The organism is Mycoplasma anserisalpingitidis (assembly GCF_007858495.1).
Lineage (GTDB): Bacteria > Bacillota_I > Bacilli_A > Mycoplasmatales > Metamycoplasmataceae > Mycoplasmopsis > Mycoplasmopsis anserisalpingitidis_A.
Genome location: NZ_CP041663.1, coordinates 212,069 through 230,307 on the forward strand (window position 1 = coordinate 212,069; position 18,239 = coordinate 230,307).

At 25.8% G+C, this 18,239-nt stretch carries 10 protein-coding genes; 9 read left to right on the plus strand and 1 reads right to left on the minus strand.

The annotated features are described in order from the left end of the window. The 6 genes from rnc (at nucleotide 1) to FOY43_RS00790 (ending at nucleotide 8,199) form a co-directional block, all read left to right on the plus strand. On the plus strand, nucleotides 1-699 hold the full coding sequence (gene rnc / locus FOY43_RS00765) for a ribonuclease III (RefSeq protein WP_146308643.1): 699 nt from the start codon (nucleotides 1-3) through the stop codon (nucleotides 697-699). Next, nucleotides 699-3,644 (plus strand): AAA family ATPase, encoded by a 2,946-nt coding sequence (locus FOY43_RS00770; protein ID WP_146308645.1) that lies wholly within the window; start codon nucleotides 699-701, stop codon nucleotides 3,642-3,644. Before rnc ends, FOY43_RS00770 begins: the two co-directional genes overlap by 1 nt. Nucleotides 3,645-3,672: 28 nt before the next feature. Further along, nucleotides 3,673-5,493 carry an aminotransferase class V-fold PLP-dependent enzyme gene (locus tag FOY43_RS00775; protein ID WP_146308647.1) on the plus strand — a complete coding sequence of 607 codons (1,821 nt, stop codon included), beginning with the start codon at nucleotides 3,673-3,675 and terminating at the stop codon, nucleotides 5,491-5,493. Further along, nucleotides 5,483-6,247, plus strand: a complete 765-nt coding sequence (gene mf1 / locus FOY43_RS00780; RefSeq protein ID WP_146308649.1) for a diacylglycerol cholinephosphotransferase Mf1 — start codon at nucleotides 5,483-5,485, stop codon at nucleotides 6,245-6,247. Before FOY43_RS00775 ends, mf1 begins: the two co-directional genes overlap by 11 nt. 81 nt (nucleotides 6,248-6,328) lie before the next feature. Then, the gene (locus FOY43_RS00785; RefSeq protein WP_146308651.1) at nucleotides 6,329-7,975 is read left to right on the plus strand and encodes a PTS transporter subunit EIIC; all 1,647 of its coding nucleotides are present in this window, start codon (nucleotides 6,329-6,331) and stop codon (nucleotides 7,973-7,975) included. A 2-nt stretch (nucleotides 7,976-7,977) separates the two neighbouring features. Further along, entirely contained in the window at nucleotides 7,978-8,199 is a 222-nt protein-coding gene (locus FOY43_RS00790; protein ID WP_146308653.1) for a protein O6-alkylguanine-DNA alkyltransferase domain-containing protein, read from the plus strand. On the opposite strand, the gene FOY43_RS00795 is transcribed toward FOY43_RS00790, so the two are convergent. Continuing rightward, nucleotides 8,186-8,929: a MurR/RpiR family transcriptional regulator gene (locus FOY43_RS00795; protein ID WP_162847751.1), complete on the minus strand. Its 744-nt coding sequence runs from the start codon at nucleotides 8,927-8,929 to the stop codon at nucleotides 8,186-8,188. The genes FOY43_RS00790 and FOY43_RS00795 overlap by 14 nt on opposite strands. Nucleotides 8,930-8,977: 48 nt before the next feature. Here FOY43_RS00795 and FOY43_RS00800 point away from each other — a divergent pair, with 48 nt between their 5' ends. The 3 genes from FOY43_RS00800 (at nucleotide 8,978) to deoD (ending at nucleotide 18,237) form a co-directional block, all read left to right on the plus strand. Further along, nucleotides 8,978-9,820 carry a histidinol-phosphatase gene (locus FOY43_RS00800; RefSeq protein ID WP_146308657.1) on the plus strand — a complete coding sequence of 281 codons (843 nt, stop codon included), beginning with the start codon at nucleotides 8,978-8,980 and terminating at the stop codon, nucleotides 9,818-9,820. Nucleotides 9,821-10,711: 891 nt separating this feature from the next. Further along, nucleotides 10,712-17,332, plus strand: coding sequence for an MGA_1079 family surface serine endopeptidase (locus FOY43_RS00805; RefSeq protein WP_146308659.1), 6,621 nt, complete (start codon nucleotides 10,712-10,714; stop codon nucleotides 17,330-17,332). A 200-nt stretch (nucleotides 17,333-17,532) separates the two neighbouring features. Next, a complete protein-coding gene (gene deoD, locus FOY43_RS00810) occupies nucleotides 17,533-18,237 on the plus strand; it encodes a purine-nucleoside phosphorylase (RefSeq protein ID WP_146308661.1) in 705 nt (234 codons plus the stop codon). Nucleotides 18,238-18,239 lie beyond the last annotated feature (2 nt).

Consider the following 18,239-nt stretch of genomic DNA (forward strand, 5'->3'; position numbering starts at 1 on the left):
ATGGATATAATCAAAGCTAAAAATCTAGATGAATTTTTTCATTTTAATGATATAAAACCCAAAAATAAAACATTATATATTTTGGCTCTAACTCACCCATCTAAAAGTCAAAATAATAAACTTCAAAGTTATGAAAGACTTGAATTCCTTGGAGATTCATTATTACAATTTATAACAACTTCATATATTTACAAAAAATTTCCAAAAATGTTACAAGGAAAAGGTACTTTATTACGCTCGAAAGTCGTAAGTACTTCATCACTTTCAGAAATTTCACAAATGATCGGTCTCCCAAAATTAGTTTATTCAGCTGGAGGCGAAGCTGCTAGAGAAGTTAAAACTTCAGCTAAAGTTCAAGCTGATTTATTCGAGTCGATCACTGGTGCAATTTTTGAAGATTTAGGGCTAAAAGAAACTATAAAATTTGTAGGAAAATTTCTTTATCCGGCCATTGATAAATTTTATAACAAAGAAAATAAAGATGCCAAAACGGTATTACAAGAAATTTTTCAGTCAATGAATAAAATGTCTGTCATTTATCAAGTTGAAGTTCTTGATGAAAAGCGTTTTGGTGCAAAAGCAATTCATGATGGAATTGTTTATGGCGAAGGAATTGGATTAAGTAAAAAAGAAGCTGAGATAAAAGCTGCAGAAAATGCACTTAAAAAGCTTAATCTCGAAACTAAGGAGAATAGATAATGAAATTAGTAAAAATTGAAGCGCATGGATTTAAGTCTTTTGCTGATCCAATTGTTTTAAGATTTGATGGAGGAGTTTCTGGAATCATTGGTCCAAATGGTTCTGGTAAAAGTAATATCAACGATGCCATTAAATGAGTTTTAGGAGAACAATCTTCTCGTGAGCTTCGTGGTGATAATATGGATGATGTAATTTTTACTGGATCAAAAATTGTCCCAGCTATGGATAAAGCATATGTAACTTTAACTTTTGACAATCGAGAACATTTATCAAAATTTGAAGAAGACTATATATCAATAACAAGAAAAATTACAAGAAATAAGGGCAGCGAATATTTTATTAATGGTGAACCTTCAAGACAAAAAGATATTAAAATGATTGCAATGGAAACTGGAATCGGTAAATCTTCTCTAGCAATTATTTCTCAAGGTACTGTTGCAGAAATTGCTGAAGCTACAGACGAACAAAGACGTGCAATTTTTGAAGAAGCTGCTGGTGTTTCTAAATATAAACTTAAAAAAGCCGAAACTGAAAGAAAACTCGAAAAAACTTCTCAGTCATTAAGTCAAGTAAAGACCATTATTAATGAACTTGAAAAACAACTTACTCCACTTCAAAAGCAAGCTGAAAAGGCTAAATTATTTCTTGAAAAAACTGATCAATTAAAAAAGGTTGAAATCGCACTTCTTGGTAGGGATATTACTGTTGGAACTGAAAAATTGAGTGTTTTAAGTGAAAAACTTAGAGGTGTTGATGAAACTAAGGTTGATTACAAAAAACGTATTGATGAATATAATAAAAAATGCACAAAATTAACTATTGATATTACTGATCTTAGACGTGGAATTAACGAAAAAAATGGAAAAATTAATGCTTTAAGAGATAGTTATAATGCTTTATCAGTTGCAGTAGAAAAAGAAAAACAAAGAAGAGAATTAATTGCATCAGGTCAACTTAGAAGTAGTAATTCTGAAAGACTTAGCGCACTTAAAAACTTAATTGAAACTTCAAATCATCAATTAAAAACTTATGATGAACAGATTGCTAAGTTGAGTTCCCAAAGAAGTGAACTTGATAAGTTAAATGACAACCTTACAATCCAAAAAAGATCTATTGAATTAGATAAAAATGAAAAAAATAAGAAAAAGATTGAAATTGAAACAAATATTAGAATTCTTAAACAACAAAAAGAAAGTCATAGTAATCTATTTAAAGGAACAAAGACAATCCTTGACAATAAAAGATTATTTAAAGGATATAAAGGACTTGTTGCCGACTTAATTGAAGTTAATAGCGAATTTCATACTGCAATCGACACAGTTCTGAATAATGCTGCACAATACGTTGTGGTTAGGGATAGCGAAACAGCTGTAGAAGCCGTTAACTTCCTGAAAAAAAATCATGGTGGTAGAGCTACATTCATTCCGATGAGCTCAATCCAAGCTAAGAGTGTTCGTGACGACCATCTTTTAGCAATTCAAGGATATCCAGGGTTTATTGGAATTGCTTCTGATTTAGTTAAATATTCACCTGAATTTAAACTACTTGCTAAATTCTTATTAGGAAATATTATTGTTGTTGAAGATGTTGAATCAGCTAATAAAATTTCTGAAATTATTGATAAAAAATACATGGTTGTAACTAAAGATGGTGACACTATTAGAGTTGGTGGTGTTGTTGTTGGTGGTGAAAAAATCAATAATGCCAGTTCATTACTTGGAGTTGATGAACAAATTCTTAAATTAGAAAATCTACTCCCACAAATTAATGAATATTTGGATGAAAAAGAAAATTTAGTTTACGATATTTCAAATAAAATTGAACAATTATTTAGAAATAAAAATGAAATCGACAAACGTTTAGTGTCAATCTCAGAGTATAAAAGAAATACCGAAAAAGAACTTATTGAATATACTAATGAATTAAAAAATATAACAACAGAAGAAATTAAATTTAGTGATGAAGTTAATGACATTAACGTTGTTGATATTGAAGTAGTTAAGTATAAATTGGAAGAACTTCAGTCTTCACTTAAAGTTGATTATTCACTTTTAGAAAGATATGAATCAGATTTTTCAAGATATAATAGCGAAAAATCAGAATTAGAGAGATTGTTAACTGATTTAATTGAAGACTATAGTGAAGATTCAACTAAATATGAATTAACTAAGCAAGCTTTAGAAAATGACAAGTTCAGATTAACTAATTATTATAATTTAACCCATGAGTATGTTGTTGCTAACTATGTTTTAGAAATTGATCCTGAACAAGCTAGAGATTTTGTTGATAAAACTCGTTTAGAAATCGAAAAAATTGGTAATGTCAATATTGATTCTATCGAACAACTAAGTATTATCCAAGAGCGTTATGATTTAATTAAGAAAAATAATGACGAACTAGAAGAAGCGAAAGACACAATCATTGCTACAATAGCTGAAATGGATAAATTAATCATCACTAGATTATTAAATATAGTTAATGATGTAAATAATGAGTTTGATGAAATTTTTAGAACTATGTTTGGTGGTGGAGGAGCTAAAATCTACTTTACAGACAAAAATGATATTTTAAATAGTGGAATTGGCATTGAAGCTCAACCTCCAGGTAAAAATATTAAAAATCTTAAACTTTTTTCGGGTGGAGAAAAGTCACTTATAGCAATTTCTTTACTTTTTGGAATTCTTAAAGCTCGTCCTTTACCTCTTTGTATTTTGGATGAGGTTGACGGAGCTCTTGATGAAGCTAATGTAGTTAGATTTGCTGAATATTTACAATCTCTTAAGAATAAAACTCAATTCTTAGTAATTACTCATAGACATGGTTCAATGTCTAGAATGGATAATCTTTTTGGAGCTACAATGCAAAAACGTGGTGTAACAACTTTCTTTAGCGTTGAATTAGCTCAAGCTAAAAATATGGTTGAAGATGTAAAAATTGAACAATAATATTTATTGCTCGCAATAAAGGAGAATTATGATTAAAAATGCAATTATCTTTGCTGCTGGAAAAGGTTCTAGATTAACAACCTATACTAAGCATGTGCCTAAGCCATTGATTAAAATTTTAAATAAAGAAACGAACCAAGATGAAGCTTTAATTGAAAGAAATATTAAATTTCTTCATCAAAGTGGAATTAAAGAAATTTATGTTGTGGTTGGATATCTAAAAAAACAATTCAATTATTTAGCCAAAAAATATGGTGTAACTTTAATCGAAAATGATAAGTTCGAATATGAAAATAATATATCATCTTTAGCAGTTTCAATTGAACATTGAGGTGATACATTATATATTGAAGGAGATATTTATTTAACTAAAAATATTATTCCAGATTTAATTAAAGAAATTGAAGAATCTAACTATAAAAGCATTTATTGAGGTGCAGAGGATGAGCATATTAATGAAACTTGCTTTATTTTAAGAAATAATTTAATTGTTGGTCAATATGCTAAAAATATGATCAAAGGTGACTTAAAATGAACTGGTCTAGGTTATGTAAATAAAGATTTTGGTGATTATATGAGATCACATTTTAATGACTATTATTCAATTCCAGAAAATAAACAAAATTATTATGAACAATTTTTATGAAGTTTAAATCAACCAGTAGAATGTCACATAACAAGCAAAAATAATTTCTATGAAATTGACAATTTCTACGATTTAATCAGTGTAGATGAACGTTATAGAACACATGATGTTGTTAAGTTATGAACTCCCGGACCAACAAATATTGATCAAGAAATTAGTGATTTAATTCTTAAAGGTATTGTTCACCATCGTTCAAATTTAGCTGAATTTTACATCACTAAATTACATGATAATCTTAAACAAGTGTTTAATACTACTAAAGCCACACCAATTATAATAACAGCTAGTGGTACTGGTGTTATGGAATCTGCTGTAGTTAACTTAATTAACTCTAAAGATAAAGTTATTTTAATTTCGGTGGGTGATTTTGGTGATAGATTTTATGAAATATTAAAATTATATCTTGAAGATGAAAAGAACATTTTATTCTTTAGATACCCAGATTATTCAACCTATAATATAGATGATTTCAAACATTTAATACCTGAAGTTAAAGCTGTATTTGTCACTCATCATGAAACAAGTACTGGTGTACTAAATAATATCAGTGAATTAGGTAAATTAACTAAAGATACTGATACATTATTAATTTGTGATTCAGTTTCATCGGTATTAAACGAAGAATTCAACTTTGATGAATGAGGGGTAGATATTGCTTTTGCTTCTTCAGCTAAAGGTTTTTCAATTTATCCTGGACTTTCAATTGTATGTATTTCACCTAAAGCTGAAAAAGTTATGGAAAAATGCAATACACCAAGATATTACTTTGACTATAGAAAATACTTAAAATACTATAGAGAATCAAAACAAACTCCATTTACTCCAGCAATTAATTTGATTGTTTCTATGTCTGAATCAATTGATGTCATGAATAATACTTCTCTTCAAGTTATTAACCAAAAAAAATGAGAAGTGTTTAATTACTTAAATGAAGAACTTGAAAAATTAAATTTTGTTAATAAAGTTCCTAAAGATCTTAGAACTTGTTCAATGTTATGCATGGAAGCACCAAAAGGTATTGATTGCGAAAAAATGAGAAATTTTGTTTCAGCTAATTCGAATAATTACTTTGAATTAGGTAGAAATGAAAAAAGACATTCAGTTATCAGAGTTGGTATTTCTAGATTAATAACTATTGATGATGCTAAAATTGTCGTTAAGAATATTAAAAAATTCATAGAAAGTGAAAAAAATGAAAAATAATGAATGAGACACTCCGAATTTACGCATTAAGCACGCTAAATTAAAAAGTCTTCTCAAAGAATTAATTTCCATTTTTGAAAAACACAATCTTAAATATGTTGCTTATTATGGAACTTTACTAGGAGCAATCAGACATAAAGATATGATTCCATGAGATGATGATGTGGATTTAGCGATTGATTATGATACTTTACAATTTTTAATTAAAAATTATCCAAATTTAGTTAAAGTTGGAAAAAATTCAAATAATTTTCTAATGATGGCTAAATTTACTCATGATAGTGAAGAAGAAGTTGACGCAACTTTTATAGATCTTTTCGTTGTTGTTCCAACAACCCAACAAAAATTAAGAAAATTTAGATCACTAAAAAATAAATTAAGATATTTCAATCACTATGCAAATCGCAAAGTCAGCAAAGAATTATGACATATAAAATTTCTCAGATTTTTCTTCTTTTGAACAAAAAAATTCCCTAAATTAACTTTAGAAGAGGCTATAGACCAAGTTATCGATACTAAAAATAAAGAAGAACAATTTATTATTACTTGACCAGATTACGCAAATATGAAAAAAACTACTTTTCCAATTGATTGAGATTTTTTTGACAGCGAATTGTGTCAATTTGATGATTTCTATATAGCAGTCCCAAAAAAATACAATGATTTTTTAGTAAAAGAATACGGAAAAAACTGACATATTGAGAAAAGAACATTACTATCTGAACACTACGGAATGTATGATGTAAAAATTTAAGCAGAATTTTCTGCTTTTTTTAATTTCCAAATAGGAAAAATAAAACAAATAATAACTAAGTAAAATTTAATCGGAGGTACAATGACAAAAGCAATAAAACAAAATTCTAACTCTTTTTTTAAAAGTCTTAGAAGTGGTCTTGAACGTTTCGGTAGAGCAATGATTTTGCCTGTTTCAATAATTCCTTTACTAGCTATTGTTGGAGCAATAGGTTATATTTTTGCATCTGTTGGACAAAAAACTGGTATTTATAATTCTAGTTTAGCTTACAAAACTTTTGCTGATTCGGTAAAAATAATTGGTATGGCACCAATTTATAACCTTGATATCTTATTTTCTATAGGTTTAGCCGCTGGACTAGCAAAAGATGAGAAAGTTTCAGCTGGAATTTGTGGTGTTGTAGCATTAATAGGATTCTATTTTGCTGGATATGCACTTTTAGAAATTGGTAAATTAAAAAACTTACTTGATGCAAACGTAGTTGGTAAACTACAAACTATAAATCGTTTTGGTAAGTATTCAACAAGTTTTGACTTGAATGCTCTTGGTGGGATTTTAGCAGGTTATTTAGCTTATGGAATTCACAAAATAACCTACAAATTACAATTTCCTACGTTTATTTCGTTCTTTGGTGGACCTAAATTTAGTCCAGTTGCAACATTGTTAACGGCATTTATTTTAGGTTTCCCACTTACATATTTATGAATTTATATTTATAAAGGAATCGCAGCTCTAGGTAATGGAATTAGAGCTTCAGGAGCTTTTGGATCATTTTTATATGGTTCAACTAATCGTTTACTTTTACCTTTTGGTTTGCATAATATTCCTAACGCAATACTTCGTTATACAGCTGCAGGAGGTACTTTTATAGGTGCTGATGGTCAAGAAGTAACTGGTTTTTACAGTATTTTAATTGCAAAAATGAGTGCAGGATTGCCAATCAATGCAACCGATTCAATGATAAGTAACGGAACTTATCCTACAAATATTTTCTCACTTCCTGGTGCTGCTGTAGCTATGTTCTTAGCATGTCCTAAAGACAAAAGAAAACAAGCAGCTCCAATAATTTTTGGAGCGGTGTCTTCGTCAATTCTTAGTGGTGTTACTGAGCCAATTGAATTTACATTCATTTTTAGTGCGCCAATTCTTTGATTGGTACACTGTGTTTTAACTGGGTTAGTTTACATGACAATGTATCTTAGTGGTGTTGGAATGATAGCTGGTACAGGGGAAGGAATTATTACTTATTTAATTTACAATTTACCTTCTTATCAAAACATCTCTAGAGTATGAATGTTATTTGTTCTTGGTCCAGTATTCTTCATTGTTTACTTCGGAGTGTTCTACTTCTTGATTAAGAAATTTAACTTCAGAACTCCAGGACGTGATGAAGAAGCATTTAAACTATTTACTAAAAAAGATTTTAAAGAAAAACTAAACAATTCAACAAATCAAACAATTATAAATGAAAAAATTAAAGATGAAAAACCTGAAGACATAAAGATGTCACAATCTCTTTTAGAATTTTATGGAGGTTTTGAAAATATCAATGAAATATCATGTTGTATTTCTAGATTAAGAATCTCAGTTAAAGATAAAACTAAAGTTAATAGAGAAGCAATTATGCAAATCGGGGCTAAAGGTGTTGTCGAATCAGGTGAACAAGTTCAATCAGTTTTCGGTGCAAAAGCAATGGTTTATTCTAGAATAATGAATAACTTAAAATAACTATGTATTTGATTATTATTTTTAGTGTTTTTGCAATATTTTTCATCTCAATCGGTACATTAATTTACTTTTTAAGAAAGAAAAATAACAAAAAATACAAAGTTGATGAAAATGCAAAATATTCATCAAAAGTTTATCAAACGTTTATAAAAAATATACCAGCTATGTTTATCTTAGCTGGAGTAGTATTAATTGGTATTTTAATTAAAGCTATATTGAATTAATTAATAAACTAAAAAAGATTGTGCTTAGTAAACTAAAAACTATAGGATTAATTTTTTCTGAATCTATATATTCTGAACAGTTAAATACTTTTATATTATTTCTACTTTTAATACTTTTATTTGATGTAAAAATAAAGCCTTTATTACTTTTATTAAATGCTAAATTTGCAGGTAGAACTGTTTCGATTGTTTTATAACTATTTGAAACGCAGATTACATAACTATATTCATCAGCATTAAATGCATTAGCATAATTAGTTGAAAAATCATTATCCTTAATAACATTAATACCCATTCTTTTTAAGCTAATATAAAATTCTTCGATATGTCTATTTGAACCACCAGAAGCAAAAATTAGTATTTTGTGAGCTTTAGTAAATTCTTTAGTGATCGACTTAAAGTTGTAATTAGAGATTTTACTATTAAATTCACTTATCAATTCACTTATTTGATTATTACTAAGTTTTTTCGTACTTTTATTAGTTCCATTCAAATATTCAGTTAAATCAAATTTGAAAGATTCAAAAGAATCATAACCAAGTTTTTTAATAAATTTACTGATTGTTGATTGAGAACAAAAAGTAAGTTCACTTAAAGTATCAATACTGATTAAATCAATTCGATGAATATTCTCTAATATAATTTTAGAAAATTGACCAAATGCACCCTCGATATTAGTACTATGCAATAATTTCTTTATCAAAAGACTTTTCTTATAGTTATTTGCCATAAAAAAATTATATCTAATTGAACACATTTATGTAGAAAGAGAACAAATATGAAATATGATTACCACATTCACACTTTTTACTGTAAACATTCAGATTTAACTGTAAAGGAAATAGTTGATCAATACCACAAAAATAATTTTGTTGAAATTGGTATTAGTGATCATATTCCCTACAAAGGAGTTTTAGACTCAAAGGATAACTCTAGAATGTTCTACAATGAATTAGAAAGTTATATTAAAGATATTAAAGTCGAACAGGAAAATTATAAAGACAAAATGAAGATTAATATTGGTTTTGAAAGTGAATTTTTCCCAAGTCAATTAAATTGATATAAAGAACTTTTATCAAGACCTGAAGTTGACTATTTAATCTTAGGTATTCATGCGGTTGAAAATTTAGATGAAGAGAATAATTTTAATCGTAATTGTACAAATAAAGAACAACTAAAAAGATATTGAAAAGCTATTGATGAAGGTATGAGAACTGGTTTATATGTTTATGCAGTACATCCAGATTTTTATATGAAATCATATGAAGAATGAGATAGTGAATGTGAAGAATTAGCTATTAAAATTTGTGATTTAGCACTTGAATTAGATTTTCCTCTCGGCTTTAATATTAATGGGTTCTGGAAAGGCCCAAGAGTTATTGGTAAAGTATTTAGAAATAAATACCCAATTCACGAATTTTGAAAAATAGCAAAAGAGAAAAAAGTTAAAATAATCCTCGAATCAGATGTTCACCACAAAAAACAATTGTATGATAATGAAATAGTTATAAAAACTTATGACTTATTAAAACAATGAGGCTTAGAAGAACAATTAGTTGACAAACTAGATTTAGAAAAGTATAAGAAAAAATTAAACCTTAGATACAATCTTTGCAAATAGTTTTAAGTAGGGAAACCTACTTTTTTATTAAAACATTAAAATAAACTAGGACAAAAAAAGTTGGTGTTTATTTATTAACTTTTTGTGTCCTAGTTTAGAGTATATTAGCATTTACATTTACAATAATAAGATTTTGTAAACCACAATAGATTCCTTCTGATCGGAACTATTGTTACCTTGAATCAATACACAAGTTTTGATACAGGATAATATCTTGATAAAAGCCTTAAAGATTTATTCTTTTCCTATAGTCTTATTTCTTAGGAATATGATATTACAAGTTTCATTTTTAAAAAAATGGGTCCTCTAATCTTAAGAATTATTTAGATAATGGAAAAGATAACTACACCAATGCAATTGTAGAAACAAATCTAAAGTTCTTGATAGTTTAAATGTAGTGTGGCTACCCAAGAAACTACCCAAGAAACTACTCAAGAAACACCCAAGAAATCAAAGTTGAGAAATCTGTATCATATGATATTATTTATTGATGACGATATAACTAATATAATAAATTTAATTATTTCCTTTGATGGCGTTGCTATCGCATAAAAAAGATTGATTTAAGGAGGTAAAATTAAAATAAAAGTTTTACTAAATCAAGTAAATAGGTAGTAATAAAATAATATTAATAATAAAAAATATAAAGATAATTAGATAAAAATCTAGTTGTTTTTTACTTTTTAATTTTTTACGTGTTTCTTTACAAAAAAAAACATATGAAATAGCAAAAATTAAATCGTTAAGATATTTCGATGATCCAAGTTAATATGAAAATAACACTATCTTTTAATTTTATAAAAACATTAGAAATTGCATTATTTTTATCAAATTTTAGTTCTTTTAAGTAAAATTCAAATATAAAGCATCTAAATTAATCTAAGGAGAATTATGAATAAAAGAAAAAAAGTAATTGCAATAACTTCTATAACTGCAACAACAACAATCCTCGCTTCTGCTATAGGCGCTTCTTTATTATTTAACAAAAACAATAATTTAGAAGAAAATAATAAAAAAACTAAAATATTAAATGAATTCAAAAATTTATTAAATAATATTGACAAAAATAATTTACTTGAATATAAATTAATAACAAATAATTTGCCAAATAATTTAGTTTTTATAAATGAAACCATTGAATTAAGTCAAGAATTCATTAATAATTTCAATGAAAAAGAAATGATCTTATTAAAAAATGAGTTTATTGATTTAGTTAATGAAATCAAGGAAAAAACTATTAACATAAATTTACTCTTTGCTAACTTAGAAAATCTTAAAGAGTCAAAAGATATTTTCTCTGAATATAATTCTGAGTTATCTTTAATTATTCAGAAAAATAACAAAAGCTTGAATGAATTGGTAAATATTCAAGAATTAGATAAATTTTTAGATAAGCTGTCAAAAATATATACTCAAAAACAAGAATCTAAAAAAATAATCTTTGATGAGATTCTTGCTAAAGAAGTAAGCACAAAAATTCAAAATATTATTGAAAATAACTCAAATAATAATCTATATCATGAAGTGTTAAAAAAACTAGATTATTTGAAAGATGATATTCAAAACAAGAAATTAAACAACAACACTTTTAATGATACTTTTAACTTTCTAAACAATCAATTAATAATATTGCAAGAAACATTCAAAACTTATGAATTAAAAATAAATAATTTAATAAATAAAATAATGATATTGATACAAAAAATAAACAATGATGAAGAAACTAAAGATATACAAAAATTAGTTAGTGAAATTAAATTAAATAACCAAACTAGTTTAGATAATTTGGAAAATATACTTCAAATTCTTATAAAACATAAAGATAAATTAGAAGATATTTTAAGTTATAATGAAAATAATAATGACAAAAACTCTTTGGAAATAGAATTAGTTAAAGGTAAATTTAATGAACTATTATCAAAGATAGAAACAGATTTGATTGTAAATAATTTCGAAATATTTAGAGACGTAAATAGCCAGAAAAGCAATTTAATTAAGCTTTTAAATAACTCAATCAATTCCTTGAATTTAAGCATCGATGATTTTACTGAATTAGAGCTAGAATTTAATAATTTAGTTATTAAAACTAATCAAATTAATGAAATGTGAACTAAAGAAGTAGAAAAATTTAACAATTTAATTTTAAAAATTAATCAATTAAAAGAAGTTTTCAATAACCAAGAAGAACTCAAAAAACTTGAAGAATTTCTAAATATTTCATGAACAAAAAATAACTTAATTGATGAAATTGTCACAAAAAATACACAAATAAGCACAATAATAAGTGAAATTGAACAAAAGAATAATCAAAATATTGAACTTTATATTATTAAGCTAAAACAACATTTATCTAATTTACAGAGTTTATTGCAGGATTATCACTCTATTGAACAAGTAAAAAACAAACTATTAGAAATTATTAATCAAGTTAGTAAGAAAATTCAAGATAAATCATTTTCTTATCGGAATATTTCTGATTTAGACGAATATATCAATAATAATTTATCAACAATAAATCAAATTGTAATAGACACTATTGAAGAACTTAAAATTGATTTGTATAAACAAATAAATGATAAAGATTTCATAAGTCAAAACTATAAAAATAGTTTTAGAAATCAAATAAATAATATTGATAATTTTAATGAATTGATTACTTTTTTTGAAAAAACTATTGAACTAATTGATGGAAAAGTTAATTATATAGTTAAATTATTAACTAATCAAATCAATGACAATAAATTTAAATTTCTAGATTTTTCAAATAATGCAAAAGAATTTAATAAAATAGTCGAATCTATAAAGAATAGAAACTTAATTTATAATAACGAAATTAAAGAATATATATTTAACTATTATTCTGAAGATTTCGAAAGTAATGCAGTAAAATTTTTATCGCTTTATGAAAAATTAGATGGCGAAAAAATATTTAACAATAAAATTTTAAGCTTAGACACTTCCTTAGAAGAAGTTAAAATATCCTCTGAATTAAAGGCGTTAATCATTGATAAAATTAGTTTATTATCAAATATAGAAGAATTCGAAAATTATCTAAATGAAATTAATACTCAGATTCGCAGTCAAAAAAAATTAATTGTTTTAATTAATGATGTTGAAGATTTTATTAACTCAAATGAGTTTAATAATTACAGTATCGATTCAAAATATGAATTCATTAATTCTTGAAAAGCGTTAAATCCTTTTATAAATAACAAATTTGATAAATTTTTTAGTCAAAGTGAAATAGAAGATTTAAATAATCAAATTGAATCATTAAAAAACAATTTAATTCCTAACGATGAACAAGAATTAATTGATGAGAAAAACAGAGTTAAAAATTTAATAAAAAACTTAAATTATATAAATAATAAAGATAGTAAATATAGCTATCTTGATAGCTTAACTTCGATTTCACAAATTACTAGTTATTATGAAAATTTAATAAATGAAAATAATGAAATTAGTGATCAAATATATGCTGAAAAATTAACTAATTCAATGAATATTAGTATTAATCCCAAACTTGAATTAGCAAAATTAACTAATCATTTATCTTCTTTAAGCATTAATAAAAATAACATAAATTTATTTTTAGATATTAATTTAGGTAATGATAATTTAGAACAGTTGATTAAAGAAGATAAGTTATTTCTAACATTGGATGAACAAAACAAAAATAAATTATTGATAAGCTATAATTCGATTAATCCAGAAACAAAATCTGAAATACAAGTGTCAAAAAGTTTAATTTTTACTAATGATGTTGGTTCAATAATTAGTGATACCATAAACGAAATAACTTCAAAAACCCTTGATGATTATTTTGAATATGATTCAAGTAAATTTGTTTCTCTTGATAAAAAGAATATTAATATAAAATGATTTAAACCAAAAAATAAACTAATTAATAACTTTTTTACTTTAGAAATAAAAGACAATGATTTTAGTTATGTAAGTAAACTTGGTAAGAAATATCTTGTTGTAAATTCACAATTAAAGTGAAATGATCAAATTTTGAGCGAAATCAAATTAACTTCTAAAGAAATAATTTACGAAAAATCACTCGATCCAATTGATTTAAACTTAACAGCAAGTAATTACTATAATCAAACTAGTTACTCTTTAAATGAATATCAAAAAGTCAATTTTTCACTTTTTAAGGAAATTTATGATAGTAATTTAAGTGTTTTTGGTGTTTTGGATAATAATGACAACTATTTTAACTTTCCTAAAAATTTAACCGACCCTAATCCTAAAGGTTTTGATAGAGTAAAAGTTATAAGAAATATTTTAACTAATTTAATAGATTTTAACCATGAAAAATATAAATTAAACAAACTTTATAACTATTCAATCGATAATGAAAAAGGATTTATATTTGCTGAATATGAATTTACTGATAAGTTAACTAACGAGATATTTTATGCAAACTATTATTTTAGTAATTTATCAATAGCTAATTCAAAACAAGATTTAGAAGATTTTAACTTTATTCAAGGTATTTTCGAACAAACTAAAAATGGAACAAATCATTCTAATAAAACAACTAATTCTAATATTTGAAAAGAGTTAAATATTCTTGATAAGACAGTAACTCATAGTAATTTTATCGCTTCGGAGTATAAGAAAGTATTTAATGAAGTTTATCACTTACCTAAAAAAGGAAGGTATTCAATTGTTTTAGTTGATGATATTGATAATAATTATTCAAATATTAACGGTTGAGCTAAATTTAAAATTGGTATTGCAAAAGACAATCAATTAATTAATGATCCGAATTTACAAACAAGTATTTATTTGAATTTTTTCAAACCAGTTACTTTTAATGATTATCTACCACATGATTCCAACCTTACTGTAGCTGATTTTTCAAATTTAAATAGAGAAAAAGAATTTGAAAAAAATGCCTATTTAGCTGAAGTGAATAAAATTAATTCACGCAATTTTACACTTAAAAAAATGGATGGTTATTCAGTAATTGATTTAGATTTATTAGATTACGAAAAATCGTATTCTCAATTAAATTATTTATTACAAATTGGTGTAAGTTCTACTACCCAAAATGATAATTCTTTTGGGGGAGATTTTAATAATAGTGAAAAAAACTCACCAAATATACAAGACAGCTTTATAAATAAGGAATATAACATATTTAATCCTATAGATTTAGAATCACAAATTAGTAACGAAAAACTAAATGAAATTAAAAATAAATTTTTCATTTACTATGTAGATGTAGTTACTTCTTCATCAATTAGATTTGCTGAAAAAGATAAAGTCACTTTTAAGTTAGGATTTATAAATAAAGAAGATCCTACATATAGGTTTGTTTCAGAAACTAATATTACTTTATTCAATCTTAAAAATGAATTAAAAGAAGAATTTTATCCTAAAGTTGCAATAAATAATATTCCTAGTAATTTTGTTTCATTGCAAGAAAATTCATTTGGAATTAAAATTAAAGCTAGTTCATATAAAGAGCAATTTGATAATCAAAATCAAATTCTACAAAAAATTATTGTTAATGATAATCTTGTTTATTCACCATTAACTGGCGTAGTTAGATTTAAGGCAAATTCTCATGTTGGTTCATGAAAATTACTTAGAAAAGAAAATTTCTCGGTTGCTGAAATAATTGAAGTTGATGATTTTAATGGTACTGCATTAGTTAAATTAAAATACATTGACCCAGAATTTAATTACGAAGTTATTAGCGATGTATTATATCTAGTTGAAGGCTTTGAAAAAGATAAAAATGCAACTCAGATTGACAAATCAGATAAAATTTCTTATATTGATTCAGTAATGCAGCAAAATAATTTAAAACAAATCATTGCACCAAATAATCTAGTAATGCGTAAACGTGAAGTTGAAATGAATTTAAATGATGCTCTTTGAGAAATTAGTCAAAATAATGCTAGTTGAAAATTAAAAAGTAAATACTATAATGACATACTCAACAATCCAAACAACACTAATAAGAAAATTATCTTAACTTTATTTGCAGGAAACGCTTCATGAGATCCAAATAGGTTTAACCGTCTTACTGGACAAGATGCTAGAAAAATAGTAATTGACTTCGAACAATTAAAAAGCGATGGTAAAATAACTTATCAAATCGATGATAATGTTACTTATAAAAATTCAAATGTTAACATTGATCTGAATAGCACTGTAACTTATACTCTGAATGTAACTTTAGAAAGTTTAGGAATTAAATTTGATTTAGAGTTAAATGATAAAAACCAAAAAATCATTACTGAGGATATTGTTAAAAACCTTAATGCACATGCATTTGAACGGATTGAGGCAACACAAGATAATATTTTTGATAATTCAAGAGCTTTTTATGTAGATAATTACGCAGCCAAAATTGCTATTTATTATGAAAATAATGAAATTTTTGAACATTTTACCCAAAATCCAACAAACTTATTTAGTTACAAGAAAATGACTTACAATCAGGAAAATACACCTATTATTTGATATGATCAAAAAAATTTAGATGATCTATTTGAATATAACCCAAATCAAAATGTTATTTTTAACTTAAATAATGGTTACAAATTCAATACAGAAATTATTAATTTTGCTAATAAAAATAATAGTTCTATTAAAAACTTAATGGCCCGCTCAGTTGCATTCAACAGAGGTGGAGCATCAATGTTAGCTAAAGTAAATGAAGATCCTGATGATGGAAAATTCTATCTAATTACAAACAATCACGTTATTGGTATTTCATCAAACGTTAACGACTCGCCATCAAATAAACCAACTAATTTATTGATTACTCGCAGTGGATTTAATTATGCAAATAATGTTGATGCTGGTTTTGGGTACTGAAGTGGTCTTTATGCCGATACTACTAACGCCACTGTGGTATGAACTGGAAAAAACGTAACTGATCAAAAAAATAATGATGGAGTTTCTAAAGCTGCTGATGCTGATATAACAATTTTCACTATTGACATTAATGAACTTATAGAAAAATTTTATAGAAACGGACGTATCGAAAGTGCTCTTTGATATGAAAATTGAAAAAAATTAGAAGGTGTAAAACTTTCTAAAAGAAAATATCAGTTGTATACTGCAAATATTGATCGTAAACTTTCGTTAATAAATAACCATGTCGATCAACTTTTATGAAATGGATTCCCATATGGTAAGCAAAGTGGTTATATAATTAATCGCCATGATCCATTAAATGATACAGGTTCAAATTTCTCTAAACAAGGTAAGTTTATGCCCACATATTACAATGCAGGTAATTCTGGAACCGGAGTGTTTGATCAAAATAATTTTTATATCACTACTATTAATTCTGGTGCACCATTAAAATTCTTACACGCACCTAATTACTACACTAATAATGTCAATTATTTAGGTATTTCAAATAGTTTTGATGAATTATTAGATTTACCAAATACTGGAAGTTTTGCTCATAATGTTATTAAAAATATGATGGCTAAGCCACATGAATTTGAATTGCCTTGATTTATTAAAAATAATTAATATATGAAATTTTTTTCAATGAGTAAATTGCTTATGATTATTTTGGTTCTTTGTGCTAAAATTTAAAAGATATATTAACTTAATATTTTATTAATAATGTAATACAAACGTAATTTTAATAAAATTAAAATTGTAGAGAAATTTAGTTAGTGTTTCACTAGCCAGTAAAATATTAATAAAAAAGAAATTAAGGAGATAATATGACACCACACATTAGTGCCAAAAAAGAAGATATTGCAAAAACAGTTATTATGCCCGGAGATCCACTTAGAGCTGAATTTATTGCTCAAAAATTCTTAGACCCAGGATACAAAAAGGTAAACGTAGTTAGAAATATGTTTATGTTCACCGGTACATACAAAGGAAAACCAATTACTATTGCTGGTAGTGGTATGGGATGTCCTTCAATAGGAATTTACTCATATGAATTATTTAAATTTTATGATGTAGACACAATTGTAAGAATTGGTTCAGCTGGTTCATATAAAGCTGATTTAGGTTTATATGAAGTTGTTCTAGCTAGTGAAGCTATTGCTGATGGAACCGCTTATAGAAAATTAGTTCTAGGTAAAGACGAATTAATTGCTAAACCTTCTATAGAACTAAATGATGAAATCAAACAAATTGCTTCAAAATTAAATATTAATTTACATGTTGATAGAATTCACTCTTCGGACGTATTCTACAGTTCAGTTCCACTTGAAGAAAGAATTAATACAACAAAAGCAAGTTGTGTTGAAATGGAATCATATGCTTTATTTACAAATGCTGAAAAATTAGGTAAAAAAGCAGCTTGTTTATTAACTATTAGTGATAATTTAATTACTAACGAATTAACTACTGCTGAACAACGTCAAACAGCATTTACAAAAATGATGGAGATTGCTCTTAACTTAGCAAAATAATT